The sequence below is a fragment of the Vibrio sp. 10N.239.311.G01 genome (assembly GCF_041465805.1).
In the GTDB taxonomy this organism is placed as follows: domain Bacteria; phylum Pseudomonadota; class Gammaproteobacteria; order Enterobacterales; family Vibrionaceae; genus Vibrio; species Vibrio crassostreae_C.
The window spans coordinates 19,871-45,442 of sequence record NZ_JBFSRM010000019.1; the positions used below are offsets into that span (position 1 = coordinate 19,871).

Genomic DNA, 25,572 nt, shown 5'->3' on the forward strand with positions numbered 1-25,572 from the left:
ATGCTGAATCTTCCTGCTGAATTTGAACAGTTCCACTGGATGGTCGACATGGTTCAAAACGTCGATATGGGGCTGGTGGTCATTAATCGTGACTTTCAGGTACAAGTTTGGAATGGCTTTATGACGCACCATAGCGGTAAGCAATCGCATGATGCGATCGGTAAGTCTATCTTTGAACTGTTCCCTGAGATCCCAGAAGAGTGGTTTAGACTGAAAACCAAGCCAGTCTACGATTTAGGCTGCCGTAGCTTCATTACATGGCAACAAAGGCCTTATCTGTTTAAGTGCCGCAATGTTCGCCCTGTAACCCAACAAGCCGATTTCATGTACCAGAACGTGACGCTGAACCCGATGCGCTCACCAACAGGACAAGTCAGCTCATTGTTCTTGTCTATTCAAGATGCGACTGCAGAAGCGTTAGTCTCTCAAAAGAACTAACACTGCTCTATTCACTAAACAGCACTTTTCTATGTGCGTATTAGCATCGGTCTGATCAGCGAATAAAAATGGCTAAGGTTAACCACCTTAGCCATTTTTTTGCTTTCTATTCTTCAAATCTTATCTTTTCCCCAGTTTTTTACGTCAACCAATCCTCTTTTTCTGAGCGCTTTGCAGAGTCTTCTAGGTTAAATGAACGAAAGGGCAACCACGAAACGTGCTTTTGGAACGGTAATGCTATGGGTGAATAGAAATTGGATTTATAAAGTCCAAGCTTGAAAGCTTCATTTAATGGAGTGTGAGGGCTCGACTCTCAAACCCAAGTGAATATTGGTCTCTAGATTGAGTCCTTTTCACTCTACTTTTCCAAGTGACCGCAAAACAGAAACGTCACGAGATTAGCCAATTTGGTCGAAAACAGATAAAAATTAGAAAATAATCGAATTTATTTAAGAAAAAAGGCATTTTTTTGTTGGAGAAAAGTGTGGTTTTTATGTGATTTCGAGGCACTTTCTTCACATATTTGCATTATGAGGGCGATATTGCGTGAAATATGAAGGAAAACGATTGCGCAATAAACCAACAGCGCTTGCGCGAATAGTTCGCTAAGTTATTAATTAATAAGAATTTAGTTGAAAAGTGTAACTGAGGAAGTTTTAGCGGATATGGAATCTTTGAGAGGATAGCATAAAAAAAAGTGAAATATCAGACTTGCTGTTACTAAATCACGACCTATAATGCTGAAAACCGGAGCGTCTGCCAACGCTCCGGTTTTTTTGTGTCCGAAGAAAAGTAAACTCGTCTGCCAACGGTTTTACTACGCATTTCGCGAGAGACACATAATTTTATGAATCAAGGAAAACACCATGCGTATCGAACAAGAACTTAAGTTAGGTTTCAAAGATGTACTCTTCCGTCCGAAGCGTTCTACCCTTAAAAGCCGTTCTCAAGTTGAATTAACCCGCGATTTTACATTCAAGCATAGCGGTCGTCAATGGTCTGGTACTCCAGTAATTGCAGCTAACATGGATTCGGTAGCAAGCTTTGAAATGGCAGCTGCTCTAGCAGAGCACGGTGTTATGACTGCAGTACACAAGCACTACACAGTAGAGCAGTGGGCTGAGTTCGCTAAAACAGCAGACAAGAAAACACTGAACAACGTATTTGTATCAACAGGTACATCTGAAGCTGAGTTCGAGAAAGTTAAGAAGATCATGGCTCTTAGCGAAGAGTTTGTATTCATCTGTATCGATATCGCTAACGGTTACTCAGAGCACCTTGTTGAGTTCGTACAGAAAGTACGTGCAGAATTCCCGACTAAAGTTATCTCTGCGGGTAACGTTGTAACGGGTGACATGGTTGAAGAGCTAATTCTAGCTGGCGCAGACATCGTTAAGGTTGGTATCGGCCCTGGTTCTGTTTGTACTACACGTGTTAAAACAGGCGTAGGTTACCCTCAACTTTCTGCAATCATCGAGTGTGGCGACGCAGCACACGGCCTTGGCGGCATGATCATCGGTGACGGTGGTTGTTCATGTGCGGGTGACGTATCTAAAGCGTTCGGCGGCGGTGCTGACTTCGTAATGCTAGGCGGCATGCTAGCAGGTCACTCTGAGTCAGGCGGTGAAGTTGTAGAGCAAGACGGTAAGCAATACATGAAGTTCTACGGCATGTCTTCACAGTCGGCTATGGACAAGCACTCAGGTGGTGTTGCTAAGTACCGTGCTGCGGAAGGTAAAACTGTTTTACTTCCATACCGTGGTTCAGTTCATTACACGATTTCAGACATCCTTGGTGGTGTACGTTCAACTTGTACATACGTAGGCGCAGCAAAGCTCAAAGAGCTAACTAAGCGTACGACTTTCATCCGTGTACAAGAGCAAGAGAACAACGTATTCGGTAAAGAGTAATCTGAACGAGTTCGAATAGTTTGAAAATCAAGAGCCGCTTTTTAGCGGCTCTTTTTTTTTGAAATTTGCGACAGAATCTGTTGGGTTTTAAATGGATGATATTAAGTACTGGTGTACCTATGGGAAGTCGAACCTATCGAGTACGTGATACAAAAAGACCACTATGTTGTGGGGGCGTATCAAGACCGGAAGTTGTATATCTTATTGCTAGGGTGGGTTCATAGTCTGTGATTTAGAAGTGTGGGTGGTAAGTCATAAATTTTGGTAAGTTTTAAGATTAAGCGCCCTGTATTAATCTAAAGGGCGCTAACGATATTATGTGTTGAATTCTTTTATGCGCGCTTTAACTAGGTTTATAGCTGTGTCTACTTGAAGTTCGGAAGTTCGATCAATAACTAAATCTATTAGCCAGTGGAGTGTATCTGACGTAGAGCTAATGAATGAATCCATGATTTTTAACTTATTCGTAGCTTCTGCTCCAGCAAATTTAGGACCTATTTTTGTTATTTTATTTTCCAATACCTCTTTTTTGTCCATCCAATGCATGACAACATCTAGAATTTCTTCAGTATTCTTGATTTTAGCATCCGACATAATCACAGGTATTACTCTCTGAACAAAAGATTCTTTGTCTTGCTGTGAACGTTCATGAATTAGTCGAAGCTCATTCATACAATGTTCTGAGTGATACAACGATTTTTCACTAATAATCATCAATACGTAATCGGCACGACCTATCTGTTTCTCGAAATCCTCTATACTGTCACCAGATTCCATTGATTCTTTATCTCTAAATACTGAGAGGCTGCTATCAGCTGAAAGAGTTGAAAATATTTCATCACAGACGCTTTGTTTGGGATCTTGTTCGTCTCCCCATGCATAAGAAAAATAAACCGTAGGTTTAGGGTTTGGAATTGTTACAGCTTCCCCAATAAGTGAGAATGGCGACTCGTTTTCTTTTCTCATTGTATACTCTTTCGTTTCAGGCTCACCTTTTAGCCACTCAATTTCTGCTTTTGCACCTAAATGATTTATCTCTGAAATAGAGTCTACAAGGTGTTTAATTAGTTTATCATTCGGTGATTGAATTTCTATGTTGATGTATCCAGGCTGACCGAAGTTTTCAAAGTTGCTGTTTGCACTCTTATCTTCATCGGACAATACTTGGCAATCGAACATTACCCTCGCTTTGTGTTTGCTATCGAAATAACAGCAACCATATTTCCAGTAACAGGCCGATACTTTGGCATTTTCGCCAATTTTACTGAGTAGGTAGCGCATTGTTGCATCATGCAAAAAGTCGTATTTCAATTTTACGTGATAGTTTGCTTCGGCTTGCTGCCAAATTTGGTCAATTTCCAATCTTTTAAAACGTTTAGCTGGTAGGGCATCTGGAGCAATGAAGTTACCATCTTGAATCTCAAAGCAGACACCGCATTGCGTCATCATTTCAATAAATAATGATTTGTTCTGATGCGTTTCAACTTTACACTCTTCTCCTTTCCACAAAAGTCTTTCAATTGTTGCCATTGAAAATTTACCCCCCATCTCGAATAAATGAGGAAGCGCATCTTCTCTTTCTAGCAATAAATAGACTCCTTGGAGCGCCCATTCTTGATCTAGAATTAAATTGTTATCGAAACAGCCAGAGCGATAAAAAACCTTTCCTGATTGATGTAAGTAAGTTAGGAGAGTATCGGGGGCCATTACATCATAAGAACTGCAAATGTTTTTATACTGTTCAAAAGATAATGTTTTTTGGTCTGTAATTTTATCAATATCATGTTCAACTTTGAGCCAAGAGTTAGGAAGCCAAGTTTCACCATTCTTGGTAATTTGTCGGTCAAGTGCTCTGTTAAATGTTGGCCAAAATATTTCCAATCCGTCATCACTATAAGTACTAATTGATATAGGAGCCAGAGCCTCAATAGGGTGTGGATGTGGGATAGGGGCGGGTTTGTCATCAACAGGGAGGTCACATTGGCTTTGACATATAATTACATTTGCTTTGTTTCCTGCGAGGGACTTTAAATAGGCTAGCCAGTAGCTCAAAGGTCTATTTCTTATCGCTATGTCTTCACATGTGACTAGGTCATTATTTTCAGACTCAGGAGTCCACAGTACCAGGAAAAGTGCTCTATTATCGATGAAGAGACTATGGGTGCCTAGGTAAACATCTTGTCCACCAAAGTCCCATGACTGGAGTTTTACGTCAACTTTAGATGATTTGAACTGATCAATTTGAATTCCGTGAGTACTGGGGATAGAAGGATCAAAACATTTTCCTCTGAGTTTTCGAGCAAGCTGGGTTTTTCCTATACGTCCGTTACCAAGTATCATAACCTTAACTGATTTTGGTGTTGAATAACCGTGTTTAATAATTTCTGAATACCATGAATGAATATCATGTACATTCATGGATGCGGTTAGTTCATTTGGTATATGTTCTGCTGATAGTTCAAATGATATATTCGATAATGTATTTTCAAAAAAAATCTTTTTAGATAAATCCCAATCTATGTAGATAGGCTCAAAACGCACTATGTCGATTATATCTATTGTATCCGTTTCTTTTAGTGGATTTAAATCCGTTAATCCTTCACAACATATAACTGATAGTTTTTTTAGCGAATGTAAATCATTGATCCCTTCTAGACTTTTTAGATTTTTACAATATGAAATGTAAAGTGATTCTAAAGATTTTAAATTATTTAATGTTCTTAGGTCAGAAATATTTTCATTTTCACTTATGGTTAATCTAGACAGTTTATTCAATTTCAATAAATGTTCTTCAAATAGCTTAGTGTTTCCATCTATAGTCAATGAAACAAGACTAGGGGTATTTTCTAATGTACTGAAATCCACATTGCTTGGTAGTGATAAGTGACTTATTAAAGGTAGCGAAGGTAGTCTGATTAGTTCACTCAACCGACTTGAATTACGTTCAATATAAATAAACAGACTTTTTAATTTTTTTAACGTACTTAGCTTTTTAAAGTTGAAAATCTTTTGAAAGCTCTTTACTTCTAATCTTTGTAGTAAAGGAATATGTTCAATTCCTTCTATGGATTTTAGTCGACTGTTCTCGGAATCTTCAATTGCTAGCGTTTTTAATTTCTTTAAATGAGCAATATTATGGAGGTTGTCGTCTTGGAAGTTTGCTCTAAGGTCAAGATGACTTAGGTTTTCAAGATTTGATAGAAACTGAAGTTCTAGCGGTGTATTGGAAGATTTTAGTGTAAGAAACTTGAGACTTTCTATATTAGACACACCATCTATATTTATAAACTCATCATCGGAGTTGTAAATATCTATTGAAAGGTGCTTCAACTCTTTAAGGTTTTTTACATTTTTTAATGAAAGGGCACCATTTGCAACCGATGGGCTTGTTATTGATAGATGAGTTAATCTAGATATTTTTGTAAATTCGTCTAGGTCCTCTTGAGAACAATAAGAGTAAGTAAATATCCTTTTAAGTTTTGGAAATGCCTTATCTAACTTGGAAGTATCAATAGTGCTACCCAAAGAGTAGGATATTTCTTCAAGATTTGATAAGTTTTCGATTTTTAACTCTTCTGTAGATGATTTTTTACCATTATAGCTGAATGAAATGTTAATTGACTTTATTCGAGTGTTTGTTTTGGAAATTGAATTTATAGTTTCTGTTGATGAGATTACTCTTTCTATTTTATTAAGAATTACACTTTTATTATTTGATAGTGTTTCAAAGTGATGGTAATCAATTCCAAGCTCTTTTAGTTTATTTAGTTTATCTAGTTGATCAATTGATGTTAGTTTATTACATCCATTTATAATTAATGACTCTAGGTTTACAAATGCCTCAATACCATCGAGGGATATCAGGTTAGAACATTCTTGTAAATATATTCTATTAACTTTTGAGGCTGAGCTGATTAATTTTTTGGGAAGTCTTTCGAATGATTGGTTATGTAGGACAAGGCTATTTCCCTCTTCTTTATTTAGCCTATTAATCAAGTCTATGGAATATTTTTCAACTATTTTAGTCGGATTAAATTCACTCATCACTTCTTCTCCATCACCAACGCCACACTACCTACAATTCTCACATCATCTTCTTCTACTGTTAGGGTCGAGCCGTTAAAGCTGATCGCTAGTTTCTTACCGGGTAAACGCTGAATGTCGTTGAGCGAGAGTAGGCCGTCCATATCGACTAGGTACGTGCCGCTAACTGCTTGGTGAATTTCTTTATCGGCAATGAATCTAGTTTCATCGTGCTCGATGTACATCATATACAAACCACGCTTAGATTGATTTAAAGGCTCGTATCAAAGCCTGTGAAATATTTAATGACGTATAGAATATCATTATGATTTCATATCAAGTAGTTCTAAATCCGTATTTTATGACTTGCAACAGTTACTTACGATTTTGAGGTTAATTATTACACATGCTAGTGGGGGGGATTGAAACAGGATGGAAGTGTTGGAGTTAAGACGAGGGATGGAACGGTTACTTATGAGTAATCAAGGTGAAGAAAAGTGGCCCAGTTGATTACTACCGAGCCTCATTATCAAACTTTACTTCTTCTACTTCGCGTAATTTGAAGGAAACAGTGCTCGCTTCGCTTCTTCATCACGTTCGGTTTTAAACTCAATGCCTTTACCGATTTCGCGAGCACGCAGTGCAGCAGGGCGTGCGTTGATTGCGTTAAACCAACGCTTCAAGTTCGGGTAAGGTGATAAGCCTTCTTCACCAAGCACGAAAGGTGCTTTATCAATCCAACCCCATGCAGCAACATCGACAATGGTGTACTCATTTCCGACGAAAAACTCACGGCCTTCCATATGTTTCTCTAACACTTCGTAGTGACGTTGCGCTTCGCGTAGATAACGATTTACCGCGTAATCTAAGCCTGCTGGCGCAGCATGACGGAAGTGTACTGCTTGGCCAGAGTATGGACCAAGTCCGCTGGCGATAAACATCATCCAAGATAATAGTTCAGCTCTGTCTTCTGGCTGACCAGCTAGCTTGCCTGTTTTCTCAGATAGGTACAGCAGGATAGCGTTAGAGTCGAATACACGTTGTCCTTCGTCTTCAATCGCAGGCGTTTTGCCATTTGGATTGATCAAACGATATTCCGGAGTGTGCTGCTCACCCTTTAAGGTATCGACAGGAACAAGTTCAAAATCTAGGCCTGTCTCTTCCAAAAACAGAGCGATCTTCATTGGGTTTGGTGTTTGGTGAAAATAGAACTTAAGCATGGGGTAACTCCTTGTATTGGTCATTTATTAAAGCACCACTTGAACGATCGTTCAATGATTGATTTTTGAATTTTCTGTGAATTGACTGATTTGATATCACACTCTGTGCTTTTTGAACTTGGTTGAGCAAACGTGAATGAGCGTCGACTTGTAGAGAGATAGCGTTTTAAGTTGCTGAAATAATGAACATAAAATGCACATTTAAGTTTGATGTTGAGCTTCGAAACTTACGGATTTAGATGGAATAGGCAGGTGGGATTCGAAGTTAAATATTCCAAAGTAATCAAGGGAGTTCCTCATAACTCGAAGCTATCTGGATATTTGAGCCTACTCTGGCGCATAAAGTCGTGATCTGCAGCCACATCTTATGCAACAAATGAATATAAACCTTGGAGAATAAGGTTTGGTTCACGGTTTTTTAATCTTGGCGGCTTACATTGGTGAGCAAATCTGATGTGAACACTTAACGACACAGGATCTTTCCATGAAAAAGAACATTATCGCCCTCGCTCTTGGTGGCATGCTCGCTTTTGGCGCAACACCTTACTCTTTTGCTGCTAACGATGGCGCTGTACAGGCTTCTGCAGATTACGCGCAGTTGGTGACTAAGCGACAAGTTGTCGACCAACTACTTCTTGATGCGTTGCAGGCGTTTAAGTCTCCGGCAAGAATTTCACACGCGGGCTTCACGGCTAAAATGCCAAGCAACATGGAAATTGTGACCAACCGATTGTTAGAAGCGTACCAGTTAGAACCTTACCGTACTGATTTGTTGATTTCGGCGGCGAACGCTCAGATCTACAACAAGAACGCAGAGCGCGCTATTGAGTTGTTTGAACAAGCACTGACGGTTGCGCCAGACGATGTCGACCTTCATGCGTATCTAGCGGTTTGGCAGCGATTTGAAGGCAATGAAAGTGAATCGAATAAGCACATGGAGAAACTGGAAAGCCTGAACAAGGGCAAAGCAGAAGACATCAAGCGTATTTTTGCTACGGTTGACCGCGTGTTAGAAACACCACTGAAAGAGTCGGCAGACAAAGGTTTATTGGATGAGCACGGTGCCATCGTCACTTTGGGCTACGCGCTTAACCCTGATGGCTCTATGCATGAAATCTTGATTGAACGTCTTGAAACCACATTAGCAATGTCGAAAGCTAACCCAGACGCGATGATCGTGTTAACCGGCGGCGTGCCGAAGAACCATAAGACTGAAGGCAAGTTAATGGCGGATTGGCTTATCTCAAAAGGGGTAAGCAAAGACCGCATCATTGAAGAGAACTACGCGACCAGCACGGTAGGCAACGCCTTGTTCAGTAGCTATGCGCTTGCTCGTCATGATATTAAACACGCGACCATTATTAGTTCGGCGAGCCACGTTCGTCGTGGTCAAACTCTGTTTGAAATTGCGAGCTGGCAAACGGGCCCTCAGGGCATTCCCTTCGATACGGTTTCTTCCCCAGACAAGCCGCTAGAAGATCTTAAGAAAGCGAGCAGTGGTGAGCTATTAGGTATCTACCGTGATGCACTGAGAACGTATGGTATGTGGAGCTACCGCTCTTACCCATTGGAATCTCGTTAAGCCCAAGCATTATTTGCGTTTGGGAAAGCACAGTTCGCGTTAAACCAAAGCTTCACTTGCTAGTACAACCGAGCACAGCTAGATGGTATGCTGTGCTCCTACTTAATTTAGTGTTTCAAAGGCAAAAAAATGAACCCGATTTTAGCAATGTTGAAAGAGAACAATATTAGCGACGAGCAGATCAGCGAGATATTCAAGACGTTGACCGAGAACCCTCTTGCAGCAATGGCGACAATCAGCCAACTTGGTTTACCTCAAGACAAACTTCAAATGCTGATGGGTCAGGTAATGCAAAACCCTGCGCTAATCAAAGAAGCAGTTGAAGAGCTTGGCCTAGATTTTTCTAAGGTTGAAGCGGCTAAAGAGCAACTTCAAAAATAATCGAGTGTGATATAGCGATTGAGCTCATGAGCGATAGCCGGTTTGGCTAACGGTTCTTGGCAGCGCTAATTAGACTCTAATAAAAAGCCGTTTGAGCATTGTGATTGATGCTTGAGCGGCTTTTTTGATCGCCATTAGAATGGGTTAGGGTACTAACAAATGCCAACCCGAAGTGACTCATTTGTTCAAATCATGTAGTTTCGTGTTTTAACTCGTTCTGAACCGATCTACTCCGGCGTTGCTCATGAAATCTAGCTTAAGCATTCGATCTTACACCAAGCAATTTAATACCCATGCTCATGATGACCATCATCAATTGGTATTGCCGATCCAAGGCAGTATCAATATCGAGATGGTGGGGTATGTCGGCAAAGTGGCCGTGGGCGAATGTGTGGTGATTCCAGTAACCACAGCGCATGCGTTTAAGGCGGATGAAGCCGCGCGGTTTATTGTCGCGGATATGGCAGAGTTACCGCAGCACTTGTTAGAACATGAGCTCTCGGTTTTCACGATAACGCCACCTTTGATGAGCTTCTTGCTGTTTGTTGAGAAGCAGTTGGAGTATCAGGTCGATAGTGGTATTGAGTCATCAATCGTGGATGTGTTTTCACTGCTGTTAGAGCAACAACAAGTGAGTAAGAGCATCGACCCAAGAATCCGGGCGGTACAAAGGTTGATAGCGGATAACTACACCCAGCCGTTATCCATTCCACAACTTGCAGAAACGGCCTGTTTGAGTCCCACTCAATTCAAAAAACGCTTCAAAGAGTGCTTGGGCATCAGTGCGCTTAAATACATCACTCGCTATCGTATGGAGAAAGCCCAAGCCTTGTTAACTCATACCGATTTACCGGTTCAATTGATTGCTGAAAATGTGGGCTATAGTGATGTGTCTGCTTTCAGTCGTCGCTTCTCTCAGCACTTTGGCATGTCTCCAAGGGCGTTTCTAGGCTCAATGAAAGACAGTCTTTAGAAACAACAATAGCGTCCTTTCGGCAAACTAACTTTTATCAATCTTCACTATTATCTATTTCAGAACTGAAAATTGGGTAATAGAAATGAATCTTGCCATCAATCGCGTTAACGAATTCCAAACGGGCACTTTAGCCATCTTGTTTGCTTCTATTTTATGGGGCACGACAGGCACCGCTGCAAGCTTTGCTCCTGATCTAAGCCCATTAGCAATTGGTGCTTTTTCTATGGGCGTCGGTGGCCTAATGCAAGCGGGCTTGGCGTATCGAAAAATCCTATTCGCTTTCGACAAGCTTTTGCAGAACAAGAAGCTGCTGACAGTGAGCGCTTTGGCTTTGGCGGTCTATCCATTAGCTTTCTATTCTTCAATGAAATTATCAGGCGTAGCGGTTGGTACCGTGGTTTCGATTGCAACCGCACCTTTCTTTTCGGCACTGTTAGAGTGTCTGATTAGCAAAAAGAATAATATCAACAAACGTTGGCTCACTAGCTTTGCGATTGGTGTGGTGGGTATTGGGCTATTGGTGTTTTCAGAATCTTCATCGACGAATGAATCCGGTGATGATCTCAAGCTGTTGGGTATTGCTTTAGGTCTGGTCGCTGGGTTGTGTTACGCCATTTATTCTTGGGCGACCAAAGCACTGATCGACAAAGGGATTAAGTCACAAGCGGCGATGGGCAGTATTTTTGGCCTTGGTGCGATGCTGTTGCTGCCAACGCTCTGGTTTACGGGGGAGAACCTGTTTTCCTCGCAGATTAACGTATTAGTCATCAGTTATCTGACGTTAATCCCACAATGCTTGGGCTATATCGCGTTCAGTTTTGGTTTACGCCACGTGACCGCGAGTAGCGCCAATCTGCTGACTCTGTTTGAACCAGTAGTTGCAGCGGTGCTTGCCGTCTGCGTTGTCGGTGAGCTGATTCCTTTTATAGGTTGGTTAGGTATGTTTCTGATTGTGCTGTGCTTGTTGATACAGTCGAAGCCATCTAAAGGAACGCTATAAGTATTTGTTTTGTTGTGCCTAATTGAAATTTATTCATGCGTAATTCTTATAATTGAATAAAATCAGTACCTCAGTTGTGAGAGTGCTGTTACTATCGCTATCAATAGTCGGGGGGCATATACCTTATTTGGTGTTTGCTGAGATCGTTAATCGAGACCCGTTGAACCTGATTCAGTTAACACTGGCGTAGGGAACTATAAGCACTCGATCTACGTCTGCACACATGAAAACTTTCATGAGCCTAATGCGACTTCTCCTTCGATCAGTGTTCGTTCTCCTACGTCTTGTAAGATAGTAGGAGCGACAATGACACACAGTTCTATTTCAAAAGATTTAACGCCAAAAGCCTCAGCTTCACAGCACTCTGCTGATGATTCGATTCGAACGAACACTCCGATTGTATTGACGATCGCAGGCTCAGACAGTGGTGGCGGTGCCGGTATTCAAGCTGATATTAAAGCCATGTCTGCTACAGGTAGTTTTGCTTGTTCGGTAATTACCGCGATCACTTCCCAGAACACGCAAGGCGTTTCCGCCATTTTTCCTATTCCACTCGACCATGTCGCTAGCCAGTTAGATGCGGTTTTCACTGATCTGAATATCGTAGCTGTGAAAGTCGGCATGTTGGCCGATTCGCAAATCATCAAAGTCGTCGCGGACAAAATCAAACAATACCAACCTAAACACTTAGTGATTGACCCTGTGATGGTCGCGACAAGTGGTGATCTGCTGTTAGAAAACTCGGCTATCACCACGCTAAAGCAAGAGCTGATTCCACTCGCAGACATCATTACGCCTAACTTGCCAGAAGGCGCCGCGCTAACAGGCAAGCCGGTACCTGGAAGCGAAGCTGAAATGCAGGGCATGATTGAAGATTTACGCGCACTAGGTGCTAAAGCCGTTCTTCTCAAAGGCGGTCATTTAGAGAAAGATGAAAACAGTAACGATCTACTGATTCTCCCGACGACGTCTGCCTTGATTAGCGCGAAGCGTTTCCCGACTAAAAACACCCACGGCACGGGCTGTACGCTTTCATCTGCCATTGCTTCTTTCTTGGCTCAGGGCAACACGCTGGCAGAAGCTGTTGACTTAGGCAAACAATACATTTCTCGCGCGATTGCTCATGCTGATGAGTTGCAAGTTGGTCAAGGTCATGGCCCTGTAAATCATTTCTTCGTTGGACACGGTAATGTCCGTTAATACGGTTGGTGTTCAGCTCAGCAATGCCTCCTTACGTTATAACGACAGTGAGCACGCAACCTTGTCTGGGTTGTCGCTTAGCTTAAACGCAGGTAAGTGGACGGTATTGTTGGGTCGAAGTGGCTGCGGAAAAACCACGGTATTGCGTTATCTGGCAGGCTTGCTGGACGACAAGGTGGAGTGGCAGGGCACATTGGCAACGTCCGATGAATTGCCTTTAACGGACCGCATCGCTTACATGGCGCAGCAAGATTTGTTACTGCCATGGCTATCGGTTATCGACAATGTTTGCCTGAGTCATCGCTTTCAAAATCCAGTTTCTGATAAAGCACGGCAAACCAATCAAGCACTAGAGTTGTTAGCTGCGGTTGGTTTGGCTGATCACGCGTCTACTATGCCGGATCAGTTGTCTGGTGGCATGCGCCAGCGTGTTTCTTTGGCTCGCACCTTAATGCAAGACAAGCCAGTCGTGCTGATGGATGAGCCGTTCTCTGCGCTGGATGCAGTAACAAGGCATAAGTTACAAAGCTTAGCGTGTGGACTGTTAAGAGATAAAACCGTTGTGTTGATCACTCATGATCCACAAGAAGCGGTGCGTTTGGCGGACAATTTGTATGTGTTGCAAGGCACGCCTGCAAGCGCTCAGTCATTGTCTGTGCCTAATACAGCGACGCCACGAGTGTTAGATGGTGAGTGTGCTGAGTTACAACAAGCGATCTTAGACCAGTTGGAGCGTGATTATGAATGATCTAACGCGAAGTGAAGTTGGGGCTCGTTCAACCGACATAAAGGCTAGCACTGAACGTCCTCGCCAGATGAATCCCGTTATGCGTTTGCTGATCAGCAGTGCTGTGATTTTGGGCTTATGGCAGCTGGTGGTGGTTATCTTCGAGATGCCGAGCTTCATTCTGCCAGCGCCTGCAGAAGTCTTTATTAAACTATTCGAACGCTACGATGTATTGCTCAAACACACTTGGGTGACTGCGCAAGAGATCTTACTTGGTCTATTGCTCGGTTTATCCATGGGGCTGTTTTTCGCCCTGCAGATGTTGATGTTCGAGCCACTAAAACGCTGGCTGTTACCTATCTTAATCGCCAGCCAAGCGATCCCTGTGTTTGCGATTGCTCCAGTATTGATGTTGTGGCTTGGCTATGGCATCGCCTCAAAAGTGGTGATGGCGGCGATCATTATCTTCTTCCCTGTGACGACTTGTTGTTATGACGGCTTACGTAATACACCGACAGGCTATCTCGATCTTGCCAAAACGATGGGCGCATCGAAATGGCAATTGCTGCGTTATATCCAACTGCCTGCTGCGCTGCCAACATTAGCGTCTGGCATTCGTGTGGCGGTGGTTATTGCCCCAATTGGCGCAGTCGTCGGGGAGTGGGTTGGTTCGAGTGAAGGGCTGGGTTACCTAATGCTACAGGCCAACGCGCGAATGATCATTGATGAGATGTTTGCGGCCTTGTTTATCTTGGCGGTGCTCTCTATCTCGCTCTACTTCATCACAGATAAGTTACTCAAAAAAGCTATCCCTTGGGAAAACCAATGATGGCTTGCTCAATAACACTTGTTTAATAAGGCTTCGTTTAATAAAGCCTGTTTAATAACGCTTCGCTCAACATAAGAATAATATTCAAAAGGAAAGGTTAACCGTGAAAAATACAAAATTGATAGGTGCAGTGGCACTGCTTGCTTCATTGGTTTCAGGTCATGCTCTAGCGGACTCTGAACAAAAGAAATTGACACTGATGTTGGATTGGTTTGTGAACCCGAACCACGGTCCAATCGTGATTGCTCAAGAGCGTGGCTACTTTGCTGACCAAGGCTTAGAGGTTGAAATCCAAGAACCTGCAGACCCAAGCACGCCAGCAAAATTGGTCGCGGCAGGTAAGGTCGATTTAGCGGTAACTTACCAACCAAGTTTAACCATGGATGTGGCAGCGGGCCTTCCTTTAGTTCGTGCATCAACCCTTATCGCGACGCCACTAAACACACTAATGGTTCTGGATAACGGCAAGAACGATTCACTAGCGGATCTGAAAGGTAAGAAGATCGGTATTGCGATTGCGGGTAACGAAGAAGCGACTATCGGCACCATGCTAGCTCAAGAAAACGTTGCGTTTACAGACGTGCAAACCATCAATGTTGGTTGGGCACTTTCATCTTCATTGGCATCGGGAAAGGTAGATGCAATCTGGGGTGGCTTACGTAACTTCGAAACCAACCAATTAGCCCTTGAAGGCTTTAAAGCAAAAGCGTTCTTCCCAGAAGAGCACGGTGTGCCAGCTTACGATGAGCTGATCTTTGTTGCGAACGCAAAGCAGCACGACGATGAAGCGATCAAAGCGTTCAACAAAGCATTAGAGCAAGCAACAACTTACATTGTGAACCACCCACAAGAGTCATGGAGCGAGTTTGTCGCGTATTCACCAGATACGTTGAACAACGAACTTAACCAACGCGCATGGAACGACACGCTGACTCGTTTTGCACTTCGTCCTTCTGCTGTAGACCTAAAGCGTTACGACGATTATGCACAGTTCATGTTCGACAAAGGCATCATCAAATCACTACCAAAAGCCGCTGACTACGTACCGACTTTTGACTAAGGAATCTCATGAAATACCAAGACTTAATCCAAGCCTGTCAACAAGATTGGCAAGACTACACCGAGCATGATTTTGTTAAAACGCTGGCAAACGGCACACTCGCTCAGCCGTGTTTTCTGCATTACTTGAAGCAAGATTTTCTGTTTTTAAAGCAGTATGCCCGCGCTTATGCATTGGCAATTTACAAGGCTAAAACCTTGGCTGATATGCGTCGTGCACTGCCAAGTGTTCATGCGTTGCTAGATTCTGAAATCTCTCACCATGTGACTTACTGTGGTCAGTGGGGTTTAACCGAATCGGATTTAGAAAACGAACCTGAAGATTTCGGCACTGTTGCCTACACGCGCTACGTTCTAGATGCGGGTATGACGGGTGATCTTGTCGACTTATATGCGGCACTGGCTCCGTGTTCAATTGGTTACGCTGTGATCGGTAAAGCGCTGTTAGAAAGCCGTGATACTGTTTTGGAAGGCAACCCGTACGCAAGCTGGCTACAGCTTTACGGCGGAGAAGAGTTCCAGTCTGGCGTAGCAACGGGCGCGGAATACTTCAATCAACTGCTTGCTGAAATTGATATCAACACCGAGCGCGGTCAGAACATCGTTCATATCTTCAAAACCGCAACGCGTATGGAAGTGGCTTTTTGGCAGCAAGGGCTGAACGCTCTCAATGACTCTCCAACTGTTTAAAGCGACTTCTAACGAATAAGGATTTATCCATGCTTACTGAACAAATTATTCAATCGCTGCGTGATGTACGAGCGCAAAAGCCACTGGTGGTGAACATCACCAACTACGTCGTGATGAACAATACGGCCAATGCGTTATTGGCGATTGGCGCTTCGCCTATCATGGCGCACTCGCAGCAAGAACTGGCTGAGATGATGTCTTTCTCTGGCGCGCTTGTGATTAACATTGGCACGTTAGACAGTGTTTGGACACCAAGAATGCGTTTCGCGGTTGAACAAGCGAATGCCAACAGCAAGGTTGTGGTTCTTGACCCTGTGGGTTGTGGTGCAAGTACGCTGCGTACTGAGACTTCTCGTGAAATTGCACGTTTAGCGGATAAATTGATCATTCGTGGTAACGCGTCTGAGATTATCGCGTTAGCGGGCGAGCAAGCACAGAGCAAAGGCGTTGATGCGCTAGATAGCAGTGATGCCGCGGTAGGTGCTGCGCAATGCTTGGTCGCTGAATACGGTGCGAATGTGGTGATTTCTGGCGAGACAGATTACGTTGTCACTAAAGACAGTGTTGTGACGTTAAACAACGGACATCCAATGATGCCGTATGTGACGGGCATGGGTTGTACCCTTACTGCATTAACGGGAGCTTTCGCTGCAGTCGGTGATGACAGTGGCTTGGCTGCCGCAGCGGTGTTGGGTGTGGTTGGTGAAATCGCAGCTGAGAACTCACGTGGCCCAGGTAGCTTGCAGATGAACTTACTCGATGAGCTGTATCAACTAGATGAAGAGACACTGATTCAACGTTTGAAGATTCAGTAGATTCAATCTAGATCTGCATTCGTAGCTTATTAAAAAGCCCTCAACACATATGTGTTGAGGGCTTTTCTATTATTGCTTCAAAACCGTATTAACTCGTCGTTGTGTTAGCTATCTCGTTATATGAGCAATTGGTTAGGTTCTAAATCGATTTACTTGGCTTTCTAAGTGATGAGCAACTTCGGTTAAGTCGCTCGCTGCACCTGAAATGCTGCTTACAGACTCTTGGTTGCTCTGCGCGATGGTATTTGCACCTTGCGCGTTTTCACCCAGTGACTTGGTCAAGCAATCTTGCTCGTCAACAGATACTGCAATTTGGCTATTCGCTTGGTTCAGATCTTGAATGTGTTGGTTAATCACATGCAAGTTCTGAGAAGCTTGCTGTGCCTGAGTTGAAGCATCGGAAACCGTGCTGTGGCTCTCTTTGATCGACTCTAACGCATCTTTAGCGCCACGCTGTAACGAGGTGATGAGTTCGTCAATCTGGCTTGCAGAATCTTGAGTTCGCTTAGCTAGAGTTCTCACTTCATCGGCTACTACTGCAAATCCGCGACCTTGTTCACCTGCGCGCGCAGCTTCAATAGCCGCATTCAATGCCAACAGGTTGGTCTGCTCAGAAACGCCTTTGATTACTTCAAGAATGGCACCAATGTTCATCGACTCTTTATGTAGGTCGGTCACTTTTTGGCTGCTTACCTGCATGCTTTCATCGGCGCTACCAATTTCATGCAGTGTCTTATCTACTTCTTTCAGTCCCATCGCCACATTCTCGGTCGCTTGGTTGGCAACTTGAGACGCGTGGTTAGCACTTGCCGCAATTTCTGATGTGCTGGAAGCTAATTGATAAACGGCAGAAGAGATATTGATCATTTCACTGTTCAATTGTGTTGCGTTGGTCGAGCTGTTATTTGTCACTTGATTGAGTGACTCCGACATCTCACCAATACGCACGCTAGAACGGTTCACTTGGCCAACAATATCGCGCAGAGATTCAATGGTGATCTCCATATTAGTCAGCAGTTCGCCAATCTCATTTTTGCTCTCAATGTTCACTTCCACATTCAGGTTGCCCTGAGAAAGCTCGTTGGTGATCTGTTTAACTTGTGCGATGCCTTTAGTAATAGAGCGAGTCACCAACACGGCGCTCGTCATGCCAATAACTAAAGCCACACCCGTCAGCAATATGATGATTTGAATCGAGCGCTTTTCGCTGGCTTGCAGTTCTGGTGTTAATGCTTGTTTCTGTTGTTCTAGAATGCTCTGAGCATCAGCTACCGAAATCGCTAAGCTGTCACCAATAGAGGCGAGGGTAGCGCTTCTTTGAGTGTTCTCCAGCATCTGTTGGTGAACTTGTTCAAAGCCTTTCGCGTACGCTTCACGTTGGTTAGAGAAATCTTCAATCAGTTCACTTTGATAAGGAGATGATTTAAGAGATTCAATATCGCCTTCTATACCTGGCAGAGCATATTCAAAAATGTCTTTACCAGCTTCATAGGTTTTGAGGTCGTTGTTGTTTGAGTAACTCAGCACTGTGATCTTGGCTGCGAGGAAGTTCTCCATCAACATGCCTGCGTATAAGCTCGCGTTTGGATCATTGTTATTGTAAGACTCATACAATAAGCTCTGAGCCGCTTTCAGTGCGTTGGTTTCTCGTGTGACCATCTCCACGTTCACTAACTGGTCAATGAGCAGTTGGCTCTGTTTCATTGATCCATAAGCCGCATCAAAAGCTGCAACGCTGTCTTGCACTAATTGCAGGCTCGACAAGCTATCAGTATTGGTGGTGGTTTGGATTAAGTTGTTCAGCAGTTCATCAATCGCAAGTTTGCTCGATTGATAATTCGCTTCGTATTGATCATCCAATGACTCTAAGTAACGTTCAGAAGCTAAACGCATCTGAAGAAAGTGCACTTGAATGTTGCCTGACAATGTCGCCTTGTGGCTGAGGTCACTGTACTGGCTAAAGCCGTTCGACAAGGTTTGAATACCTTTGTAACTCACAAGGCCTGAAATGACGAAAAAGAGCAAGCAGATGGCATAACCCAGCTTGATCTTGAGCGCTATAGAAAGGTGGCGCATAACTATCCCTATATTTACCTGATTCCTTCATAGGGGAGTATTTCATAAAACAGCATTCTGGGCATGCTAAAGCGAATAGTTTGTGTAATAAGTAACGCTTTTGTTAGAAAAATCGGGTTTTTCGACATGCTTTCAACGAGTTGCGTATTTGAATTCAACCGCCTAACTTAAGGAATTAAGTGCTAACTTCCATGCATAGGATGTGATTTGTCGGTAAAATGGCAGAAAACCAATTTTAGAAATCGACTTCAAAGGTACGCGATGAACCCTTATAAACTTTATCTGGTGACTGACGACCAACAAGATCTAGAAACGCTTAAATTCGTGGTTGAACAAGCGGTTGCGGGTGGCTTCACTATGGTTCAAGTAAGAGAAAAACATGGGGACGTAAGAGCCTTCATTGAACGAGCACAAGCGGTTAAGTCGATTTTAGCTGGCTCCGGTGTTCCGCTGATCATCAATGACCGAGTGGACGTTGCATTGGCTGTCGACGCCGATGGTTTGCACTTAGGGCAATCGGATATGCCTGCAGAGTTAGCCCGTCAGTTGATTGGCCCAGACAAGATTCTTGGTCTGTCGATCGAAACTGAGCAACAGCTTCAAGAAGCCGATAGTTTGCCGATCGATTACATTGGCCTCAGTGCGCTTTTTGCCACACCGACCAAGACGAATCTAAAGAAACATTGGGGTTATGAAGGCATTCAAATGGCGTTGGAAACAACGAAGTTGCCGATTGTGGGTATCGGTGGAATCAACGAGTCGAACATTCCGACGTTGGTTAAGACAGGCATTCATGGGTTGGCTTTGGTGTCAGCGATATGCCACGCTGAAGATCCAAAACAAGCGACGCGGGATCTGTTGTCTCTGATGGGAGAGTGAAGGGGTTATAGACTAGAAAACAAATGAGGTTAACCATTTGTTTTCTAGTTAAAGAACAGGCTAATAGAAAGGCTAAATTGGCCTATCGCTTGAGCTTTTAAGACAATTTATTTAATACACAGTTTGGTTTACTGAGCGCATAAAGCAACAGTACCGATGATCATAAGAACGATCGCGGCATACCAACCGTATTGTGCGGTCTTATCAGCAACAAACACCTTAATATAGTTGAGCTCTTCATGCGCCATTGCGATGAAGTCCGTGTAGTTAATCGATAACTCACGGCTTGCTTCTTTCAAGTCTTGCTGAAGTTTGTTGAAAGCCTCATCGATGAAGCCTTTTGTTTCTGAAACAGACGGAGTAGCAACCAAAGTTAAGCTATTCCAAACTGCCATACGCGATTCATACTCGCTTTCACTGACACAATTAAGTACGCGTAAATCATACTCTCGTTTGTTACGCTCTTTGCCCATTTTCTCAGGGCAAATATTTCTTAAAACGTTCACGACAAATTTTCCAAAAGGTTCATTTAGATATAAAAAAGCACTCGAAGAGGGCTCATAAACTGGGTGCGAATCAATATTCAAAAGTGATCTATTTGAAACCGGCATAAGCAACTGCAAGGCTGAGCGCTTATCTAGGAGATTTGAAGTTGGGTCAGTGATGTTAAAGAGCGATTTGGGTCTGTCTACATTCGTTTGAAAAGACACACCCGGTTGGGATCGCAGTGTAGTTAGGTCACTTTTGGACATCAACTAAGGTGTTTTATCCACACGACAAAGAAAATTATCGGCACGAAAGCCGGAAATGAGGTAGTGCTGGAGAAAACACCACCGTCATTGACTTAGGATTCAGTTGCTAAAATAGGCTGAATTCAAGAATTGGGGGAGATTAGTTGGCTTGCCATTGATTGTTCTCTAATGAGTGGCCTTTTAGTTTTTCAAGTAAACTTGTTAACACTGGGCCATTGATATGGCTGCGAGACACTAAGCAACCCACTGGAGTAATCCAACCACCATGCTCGTGTGCCACTGGCAGTGCTACGAGATCGCCTTTTTGAATGCCTTCCATCACCATCATTTCAGGCACGTTTGCCCAGCCAACGTTCTGTTCAACGAGATCGATGATCGTTTTGTGGTTGTTGGCATACCAAAGCATCGAGCTAATACCGTAGGTGAACCAAAGTTCGCGCTGCTTTGAACTGCGATGCACACATTGGCGGTAACGCTTTAGATCTGAGTCTTGTACTACCGACATTTGGCTGAGTTCGTGGGTGGCGGAGCTAACCGTAAGAAAGCGGGCTTGGCCCAGTAAGAAGAAGTCCATATCCACTTTAAGTTCACCATCCGCATAGATGATGCCAATCTGCGCTTTGCCACGTCTCACTAGATCTTCAACATCGAAGGTAGAAGTGGTGATGATATCGAAGTGCGTGATTGGGAACTGATCGGCCAGTGAGCTGATTATCTTAATGAAATTCTTATCTATGATGCTTTCATCAACCGCAATGATCAGTTCGTGCTCATCTTCTTGTGTGAGCGATTCTACTTTTTGGTCGAAGTACTTTTGTTGGTCGAGAATCGACTTAGCGACAGGTAATAATGCTTTACCTGTGTTGGTCAAAACGGGGATGTTTTTCTCTCGATTAAACAGCTCTTGGTCGATGGCAATTTCTAGGTTGGCGATCGACTGGCTGACTCCAGACTGAGCGCGTTTCAGTTTGCGAGCGGCGGCAGAGAAAGAGCCACTTTCACACACCGTGACGAAGACTTTTAGTTGCTCAAAACTGTACATGTTATCTCTCGCTCAATACAAAATGGGGTACTTATACTTAAGCTATCACTAAACGTGATGGCTGTTAACTTTCTCTTATTGTTTTCGGTGACATAATTTAGGTAAGTCCACCATGTTATAAATTGCTATAGGAATGTATGAGTACGTTAGAGAGAGTTTTTCATTCGGTGTTGTTTGAAGTATTGGCCGTCACACTGTCAATTATAGGTTTAGCGATATTTACTGATCACGATGTGAATACACTATCAGGAACCATGATAGTTGTTGCGACTATCGCAATGATTTGGAACTACTGTTTTAACCGTATTTTTGATCGTTATTTCACGGGTGAAAAATCAAAGCGTTCGCTTAGGTTACGTGTTTTTCACGTCGTGCTATTTGAGGCTGGCTTGTTGATCGCGACGATCCCTGTGATGGCATACTTACTTAACGTGGGGTTATGGCAAGCATTTTTGATGGACATCGGCGTGACCATTTTTATTACCATTTACGCGTTTGTGTTTAATCTGATTTATGACCATGTTCGAGCATTCTGGGTACGCAGAGGGGAGCTAGCCGTTCAGTAATCTACCAAGTCAGTAAACACGAGCTTGGCCACTAACCGTTTGTTTATTCGTTATTTTGACGGAGATATTCGGTTAGTAGGCCTAGGTAACCCGGCACTGGTTGGCATTCAAAGTGGCGGTCTCGAATCTTTTCAATCTCTTCCGCTTAATAGTTAGTGTAACCCTATGCACTTATTGTTCGATATGTAATTTGAATTTGTATGTGTCGTAAAATGGTAAATATCTTAATTAAAACTTAGCCATCATAGTCATTCGCCCATCACCAGAGCAAACTATGAACAAGTTAAGTTATGACCGAAAAATGCCGCTATACGTGGTGTCTGCACTTGTCCTCAATATGGCATTTAGCTTGTGGTTGCTGAGTATTGCTTCTACGCCAGCCATGTTTTTTTCGGTGTGTGCGTTGTTTTTACTTAGCACTCTTATTACCGCACGCCTTTATCGACATGAAATGGCTCAAAGCAAGAATAACTTGTCGGAAGCGATCATTGATGGTGTCGCAGGTTTTATTGTCCTCGATAGTCAATTGAGGGTCATACAAGTGAATCAACAATTCTCTCGGGTTTCAGGTTATGCCTTTGACCAAGTCGAATCTCGTCCGATTTTTGATCTCTGTTTTATGAATAACAGCAGCCTAATCACGACCATTACTCGCTCACTGAAGGAAAACCAGAGATGGAAAGGTGAGTTGAGTGGCGTCAGTCGACTTGGTGAGCAGTTTACCGCAAACGTTGTGGTGGAAAAGCTAACTGAAATTCTGCCGCACAATAACAAGTACGTGGTGACCTTTACGGATATTAGCCGACGCAAGATATTGGAGCGTCGATTAAGAATGCTGGTGGAAACGGATTCACTGACAGGGTGCTGGAATCGACGCCGCTTTGATAACGACTTAAAACATTATTCTAACCTGGCAGAGCGTTATGGTTACACACATTCCTGTTTTGCGTTAGTGCATGTGTTTTTCCCTGAGCCTAAATCGGCGTTCTCTGGCTTCGCTGCTGCGCCACTCGAAAAGAAACAGCGTTGGTATGCGGCCTTTAGAGCGATGATTATCTCCTATCCAGTGGTGTGTTTTTTCTTTATTTTTCAAATATCTGAAGCTTTGCTGACAATGATGTTCATTGCGTTGTTATCGTTGATGATTACGTCAGAGAAGTCGATAAAGTTGAGCGCTTTTCTGGTGATAAGTAACGGTATCGGGGGATTGCTGGCGATTGCTGCTTTTTCAATTCTTTCTATAGTACCCAACATTGTCTTCTATTCTTTGTTTATAGGACTTATTGCCATTCTTATGGCTACCAAGATCTACACGGTTCCCGAAAAAGCACCTATTTTCGCCACTGCATTTAGTACGTTGCTCGTACTTGTTGGTAGCACATTGATGAGCTCCGGTGATATCGATAGCAACACCCTTATACGCATATTCCAATTAGTGTTAATTGGCATATATATGATTTTGGCTTCTCTATTCCTAGAAACACGGAATTGGAAGTTTCTACAAAATCAGCCTTAATTTTGTCTAACAAGGACGTCTCATGAAGTTAACCGATGATTTTTCAAAACAGGCGATAGACGCTGCCATCAAGATCGCAGCGATTGCCATGCTCGTGTATTGGTGTTTTTCGATTTTGCGCCCATTCATTCTTCTGGTGATATGGGGTGCGATCATTGCGACTGCGTTGTATCCAGTGGCGGTCGCAATTTCAAATAAAACCGGGATGTCGAAAGGTAAAGCCAGTGCATTGCTGAGCTTTATTGGTGTGATTCTTCTATTTATTCCTTTGGCGGCGCTTTCTTCTGGTATCTACACCAGCGCGACTGACCTGATGACAGGGCTTCAAGATGGCACATTGTCATTGCCTAAACCGAAAGAGTCCTTACAAGATATTCCATTAATAGGGGAAAAGGTTTATTCAACCTTGGTTGCCGCCTCCAACAATATTGAAGGCACTTTCATAAAGTATGCGGATGAACTTAAACAGTTTGCGACGAAAGCGGCTTCTGTTCTTGGCTCGTTAGGTGGCGGCTTTATTCAGTTCATCATCTCTACCATCATTGCGGGTGCATTCATGAGTAATGCCGATAAATGCAAAACCGGCGTGACTCACTTAGTGGCGCGTTTAACGGGTGGTAAAGGTGAAGAGTTGGTAGAGCTCTCTAAATCGACCGTGCGAAGCGTTGTGCAAGGTGTGATTGGTGTGGCTGTGATTCAATCCATGATGTCGGCAATCGGTTTGGTGATTGCAGGCGTTCCAGCAGCTGCGTTTTGGGCGCTAGCTGTGCTGCTCATTGCGATAATCCAACTTCCACCGATTCTCGCTCTATTACCGGCGATCATCTACATGTTCAGCGTTGAATCGACACTGGCGGCGAGCTTGTTCTTAGTGTGGTGTATTTTAGTGAGCGGCAGTGACGCTATCTTGAAGCCAGTACTGCTGAGCCGTGGCTCTCACATTCCAATGTTGGTAATTCTATTGGGTGCGCTGGGCGGAATGGCGATGTCAGGCATCGTCGGTCTGTTTGTCGGTGCTGTGATACTGAGTTTAAGTTATGAGCTGATGATGGCGTGGCTTGGACTTGAAGAGAAAAATCAACAAGAAACTGAGAAAAAACCTGCAGAGGTCGAGGGAAAATAGATGAAACCAGTTTCGAAAGACGACAACTTCTACTTCTTGTTTTATGCACTGTTGGTGTTGTTTTTTGGTTGTGCTGTGATGCAGCAGTTCTATCCGCAAGGACAGAAAACAATACTATTTATTATCATTATTACTTTGGCGAGTTCAATTGTTGGTATTCATAAAGAGCGAGCTTTGTATCGCTCTTGGTATGGGATGTTGTTGATCACGGCCTTGGTGTCTGGTGTGTTTTCATTTTTGGAAGGCTATAACTTATCGGTAGTAACGTTATCGGCGTTGGCTGTGTTCTTGTTTTCACACATTTACTCGGCGTTGAAGCAGGTGATGAAAGCCAAAACGGTGACACCCAATCACATCATCGGCTCCATCTGTATTTACTTGTTGCTAGGGTTTGCTTGGTCGACCATCTACTTGTTAATTTTAGAGATCTTTCCTAATGCCTTTAACGGGTTAGAAGAGCAAGTCTGGCTGACGAACTTGTTTAATGCGATGTACTTTAGCTTTATCACCTTGACTACGGTTGGTTACGGCGACATATCACCAGCTCTGCCTATTGCTCAATTCTTTGTGTTTATGGAATCCATTATTGGCAGTTTCTACTTGGCCATCATGGTGGCGAGTTTGGTGAGTATCCGACTTGCGCAGTCTCAATCTTAAGTGCAATCTTTTTCATTTAAGTACCTGTATAAGTTAGAAGTCTGTTTTGTTGGAACAGGTGTAGTATGGATTTTAATCGATGATCAGTTTTACCATTTAACGCCATATGGA

Annotated in this window: 21 protein-coding genes, 3 pseudogenes and 1 riboswitch; of the genes and pseudogenes, 18 read left to right on the top strand and 6 right to left on the bottom strand. The window is 43.3% G+C overall.

Annotated features, from left to right (window positions below):
* The gene (locus tag AB6D06_RS15250) at positions 1 to 438 is read left to right on the top strand and encodes a PAS domain-containing protein (RefSeq protein WP_004731659.1); all 438 of its coding nucleotides are present in this window, start codon (positions 1 to 3) and stop codon (positions 436 to 438) included.
* A gap of 866 nt (positions 439 to 1,304) precedes the next feature.
* The gene (locus AB6D06_RS15255; RefSeq protein ID WP_004731658.1) at positions 1,305 to 2,348 is read left to right on the top strand and encodes a GMP reductase; all 1,044 of its coding nucleotides are present in this window, start codon (positions 1,305 to 1,307) and stop codon (positions 2,346 to 2,348) included.
* 315 nt (positions 2,349 to 2,663) lie between these two features.
* On the opposite strand, the gene AB6D06_RS15260 is transcribed toward AB6D06_RS15255, so the two are convergent.
* From AB6D06_RS15260 to AB6D06_RS15270, 3 genes and pseudogenes are all read right to left on the bottom strand, one after another.
* Entirely contained in the window at positions 2,664 to 6,392 is a 3,729-nt protein-coding gene (locus AB6D06_RS15260; protein WP_372110838.1) for a COR domain-containing protein, read from the bottom strand.
* Positions 6,392 to 6,625 (bottom strand): annotated as a pseudogene (locus AB6D06_RS15265) (transcriptional regulator); the annotation flags it as partial. The pseudogene AB6D06_RS15265 and the gene AB6D06_RS15260, both read right to left, overlap by 1 nt.
* A gap of 291 nt (positions 6,626 to 6,916) precedes the next feature.
* Positions 6,917 to 7,591 carry a glutathione S-transferase family protein gene (locus tag AB6D06_RS15270; protein ID WP_372110841.1) on the bottom strand — a complete coding sequence of 225 codons (675 nt, stop codon included), beginning with the start codon at positions 7,589 to 7,591 and terminating at the stop codon, positions 6,917 to 6,919.
* A 484-nt stretch (positions 7,592 to 8,075) separates the two neighbouring features.
* On the opposite strand from AB6D06_RS15270, the gene AB6D06_RS15275 reads away from it, so the two are divergent.
* The 10 genes from AB6D06_RS15275 to thiM all read left to right on the top strand — a co-directional run bounded on the left by AB6D06_RS15275 (position 8,076) and on the right by thiM (position 16,850).
* Positions 8,076 to 9,173, top strand: a complete 1,098-nt coding sequence (locus AB6D06_RS15275; RefSeq protein WP_372110844.1) for an ElyC/SanA/YdcF family protein — start codon at positions 8,076 to 8,078, stop codon at positions 9,171 to 9,173.
* Between the two features lie 129 nt (positions 9,174 to 9,302).
* The gene (locus AB6D06_RS15280) at positions 9,303 to 9,554 is read left to right on the top strand and encodes a DUF2999 family protein (protein WP_009844829.1); all 252 of its coding nucleotides are present in this window, start codon (positions 9,303 to 9,305) and stop codon (positions 9,552 to 9,554) included.
* Positions 9,555 to 9,798: 244 nt separating this feature from the next.
* The gene (locus AB6D06_RS15285; RefSeq protein WP_102456564.1) at positions 9,799 to 10,527 is read left to right on the top strand and encodes an AraC family transcriptional regulator; all 729 of its coding nucleotides are present in this window, start codon (positions 9,799 to 9,801) and stop codon (positions 10,525 to 10,527) included.
* A gap of 85 nt (positions 10,528 to 10,612) precedes the next feature.
* Positions 10,613 to 11,530, top strand: a complete 918-nt coding sequence (locus AB6D06_RS15290; RefSeq protein ID WP_372110848.1) for a DMT family transporter — start codon at positions 10,613 to 10,615, stop codon at positions 11,528 to 11,530.
* 98 nt (positions 11,531 to 11,628) lie between these two features.
* A riboswitch (TPP riboswitch) is annotated at positions 11,629 to 11,740 on the top strand.
* A 96-nt stretch (positions 11,741 to 11,836) separates the two neighbouring features.
* Positions 11,837 to 12,730 carry a bifunctional hydroxymethylpyrimidine kinase/phosphomethylpyrimidine kinase gene (gene thiD / locus AB6D06_RS15295; protein ID WP_372110851.1) on the top strand — a complete coding sequence of 298 codons (894 nt, stop codon included), beginning with the start codon at positions 11,837 to 11,839 and terminating at the stop codon, positions 12,728 to 12,730.
* The gene (locus tag AB6D06_RS15300; protein ID WP_137002139.1) at positions 12,720 to 13,478 is read left to right on the top strand and encodes an ABC transporter ATP-binding protein; all 759 of its coding nucleotides are present in this window, start codon (positions 12,720 to 12,722) and stop codon (positions 13,476 to 13,478) included. The genes thiD and AB6D06_RS15300 overlap by 11 nt, the downstream gene beginning before the upstream one ends.
* Positions 13,471 to 14,286 carry an ABC transporter permease gene (locus AB6D06_RS15305; protein ID WP_102454476.1) on the top strand — a complete coding sequence of 272 codons (816 nt, stop codon included), beginning with the start codon at positions 13,471 to 13,473 and terminating at the stop codon, positions 14,284 to 14,286. The genes AB6D06_RS15300 and AB6D06_RS15305 overlap by 8 nt, the downstream gene beginning before the upstream one ends.
* Positions 14,287 to 14,389: 103 nt before the next feature.
* Complete coding sequence (locus AB6D06_RS15310; RefSeq protein WP_017086372.1) at positions 14,390 to 15,346, top strand: ABC transporter substrate-binding protein; 957 nt, start codon at positions 14,390 to 14,392, stop codon at positions 15,344 to 15,346.
* A gap of 8 nt (positions 15,347 to 15,354) precedes the next feature.
* Positions 15,355 to 16,035 carry a thiaminase II gene (tenA, locus tag AB6D06_RS15315; RefSeq protein WP_372110855.1) on the top strand — a complete coding sequence of 227 codons (681 nt, stop codon included), beginning with the start codon at positions 15,355 to 15,357 and terminating at the stop codon, positions 16,033 to 16,035.
* A 29-nt stretch (positions 16,036 to 16,064) separates the two neighbouring features.
* A complete protein-coding gene (gene thiM, locus AB6D06_RS15320) occupies positions 16,065 to 16,850 on the top strand; it encodes a hydroxyethylthiazole kinase (RefSeq protein WP_372110857.1) in 786 nt (261 codons plus the stop codon).
* 132 nt (positions 16,851 to 16,982) lie between these two features.
* On the opposite strand, the gene AB6D06_RS15325 is transcribed toward thiM, so the two are convergent.
* Positions 16,983 to 18,926 carry a methyl-accepting chemotaxis protein gene (locus tag AB6D06_RS15325; RefSeq protein ID WP_372110860.1) on the bottom strand — a complete coding sequence of 648 codons (1,944 nt, stop codon included), beginning with the start codon at positions 18,924 to 18,926 and terminating at the stop codon, positions 16,983 to 16,985.
* A gap of 261 nt (positions 18,927 to 19,187) precedes the next feature.
* On the opposite strand from AB6D06_RS15325, the gene thiE reads away from it, so the two are divergent.
* Positions 19,188 to 19,805: a thiamine phosphate synthase gene (gene thiE / locus AB6D06_RS15330; protein ID WP_372110863.1), complete on the top strand. Its 618-nt coding sequence runs from the start codon at positions 19,188 to 19,190 to the stop codon at positions 19,803 to 19,805.
* A gap of 128 nt (positions 19,806 to 19,933) precedes the next feature.
* On the opposite strand, the gene AB6D06_RS15335 is transcribed toward thiE, so the two are convergent.
* Positions 19,934 to 20,278, bottom strand: a complete 345-nt coding sequence (locus tag AB6D06_RS15335; RefSeq protein ID WP_009844840.1) for a hypothetical protein — start codon at positions 20,276 to 20,278, stop codon at positions 19,934 to 19,936.
* A gap of 418 nt (positions 20,279 to 20,696) precedes the next feature.
* The gene (locus tag AB6D06_RS15340; protein WP_104214942.1) at positions 20,697 to 21,599 is read right to left on the bottom strand and encodes a LysR family transcriptional regulator; all 903 of its coding nucleotides are present in this window, start codon (positions 21,597 to 21,599) and stop codon (positions 20,697 to 20,699) included.
* Between the two features lie 137 nt (positions 21,600 to 21,736).
* Between AB6D06_RS15340 and AB6D06_RS15345 the strand changes: the two genes are divergently transcribed.
* From AB6D06_RS15345 to AB6D06_RS15365, 5 genes and pseudogenes are all read left to right on the top strand, one after another.
* Complete coding sequence (locus AB6D06_RS15345) at positions 21,737 to 22,165, top strand: PACE efflux transporter (protein ID WP_372110865.1); 429 nt, start codon at positions 21,737 to 21,739, stop codon at positions 22,163 to 22,165.
* A gap of 274 nt (positions 22,166 to 22,439) precedes the next feature.
* Positions 22,440 to 23,120: pseudogene (locus AB6D06_RS15350) on the top strand (PAS domain S-box protein); the annotation flags it as partial.
* Positions 23,109 to 23,681, top strand: a pseudogene (locus AB6D06_RS15355) (hypothetical protein); the annotation flags it as partial. The pseudogenes AB6D06_RS15350 and AB6D06_RS15355, both read left to right, overlap by 12 nt.
* A gap of 22 nt (positions 23,682 to 23,703) precedes the next feature.
* Positions 23,704 to 24,804, top strand: a complete 1,101-nt coding sequence (locus tag AB6D06_RS15360) for an AI-2E family transporter (RefSeq protein ID WP_136974477.1) — start codon at positions 23,704 to 23,706, stop codon at positions 24,802 to 24,804.
* On the top strand, positions 24,805 to 25,461 hold the full coding sequence (locus tag AB6D06_RS15365) for a potassium channel family protein (protein ID WP_372110868.1): 657 nt from the start codon (positions 24,805 to 24,807) through the stop codon (positions 25,459 to 25,461).
* Positions 25,462 to 25,572: the final 111 nt, after the last annotated feature.

Coding starts and splice junctions, on each gene's coding strand:
- tenA (WP_372110855.1), top strand. CDS start 15,355: ATGAAATACCAAGACTTAATCCAAGCCTGTCAACAAGATTGGCAAGAC.
- AB6D06_RS15255 (WP_004731658.1), top strand. CDS start 1,305: ATGCGTATCGAACAAGAACTTAAGTTAGGTTTCAAAGATGTACTCTTC.
- AB6D06_RS15260 (WP_372110838.1), bottom strand. CDS start 6,392: ATGAGTGAATTTAATCCGACTAAAATAGTTGAAAAATATTCCATAGAC.
- AB6D06_RS15345 (WP_372110865.1), top strand. CDS start 21,737: ATGAGTACGTTAGAGAGAGTTTTTCATTCGGTGTTGTTTGAAGTATTG.
- AB6D06_RS15325 (WP_372110860.1), bottom strand. CDS start 18,926: ATGCGCCACCTTTCTATAGCGCTCAAGATCAAGCTGGGTTATGCCATC.
- AB6D06_RS15280 (WP_009844829.1), top strand. CDS start 9,303: ATGAACCCGATTTTAGCAATGTTGAAAGAGAACAATATTAGCGACGAG.
- AB6D06_RS15305 (WP_102454476.1), top strand. CDS start 13,471: ATGAATGATCTAACGCGAAGTGAAGTTGGGGCTCGTTCAACCGACATA.
- AB6D06_RS15285 (WP_102456564.1), top strand. CDS start 9,799: ATGAAATCTAGCTTAAGCATTCGATCTTACACCAAGCAATTTAATACC.
- AB6D06_RS15270 (WP_372110841.1), bottom strand. CDS start 7,591: ATGCTTAAGTTCTATTTTCACCAAACACCAAACCCAATGAAGATCGCT.
- thiD (WP_372110851.1), top strand. CDS start 11,837: ATGACACACAGTTCTATTTCAAAAGATTTAACGCCAAAAGCCTCAGCT.
- AB6D06_RS15335 (WP_009844840.1), bottom strand. CDS start 20,278: ATGGGCAAAGAGCGTAACAAACGAGAGTATGATTTACGCGTACTTAAT.
- AB6D06_RS15275 (WP_372110844.1), top strand. CDS start 8,076: ATGAAAAAGAACATTATCGCCCTCGCTCTTGGTGGCATGCTCGCTTTT.
- AB6D06_RS15365 (WP_372110868.1), top strand. CDS start 24,805: ATGAAACCAGTTTCGAAAGACGACAACTTCTACTTCTTGTTTTATGCA.
- AB6D06_RS15290 (WP_372110848.1), top strand. CDS start 10,613: ATGAATCTTGCCATCAATCGCGTTAACGAATTCCAAACGGGCACTTTA.
- AB6D06_RS15360 (WP_136974477.1), top strand. CDS start 23,704: ATGAAGTTAACCGATGATTTTTCAAAACAGGCGATAGACGCTGCCATC.
- thiE (WP_372110863.1), top strand. CDS start 19,188: ATGAACCCTTATAAACTTTATCTGGTGACTGACGACCAACAAGATCTA.
- AB6D06_RS15300 (WP_137002139.1), top strand. CDS start 12,720: ATGTCCGTTAATACGGTTGGTGTTCAGCTCAGCAATGCCTCCTTACGT.
- thiM (WP_372110857.1), top strand. CDS start 16,065: ATGCTTACTGAACAAATTATTCAATCGCTGCGTGATGTACGAGCGCAA.
- AB6D06_RS15340 (WP_104214942.1), bottom strand. CDS start 21,599: ATGTACAGTTTTGAGCAACTAAAAGTCTTCGTCACGGTGTGTGAAAGT.
- AB6D06_RS15250 (WP_004731659.1), top strand. CDS start 1: ATGCTGAATCTTCCTGCTGAATTTGAACAGTTCCACTGGATGGTCGAC.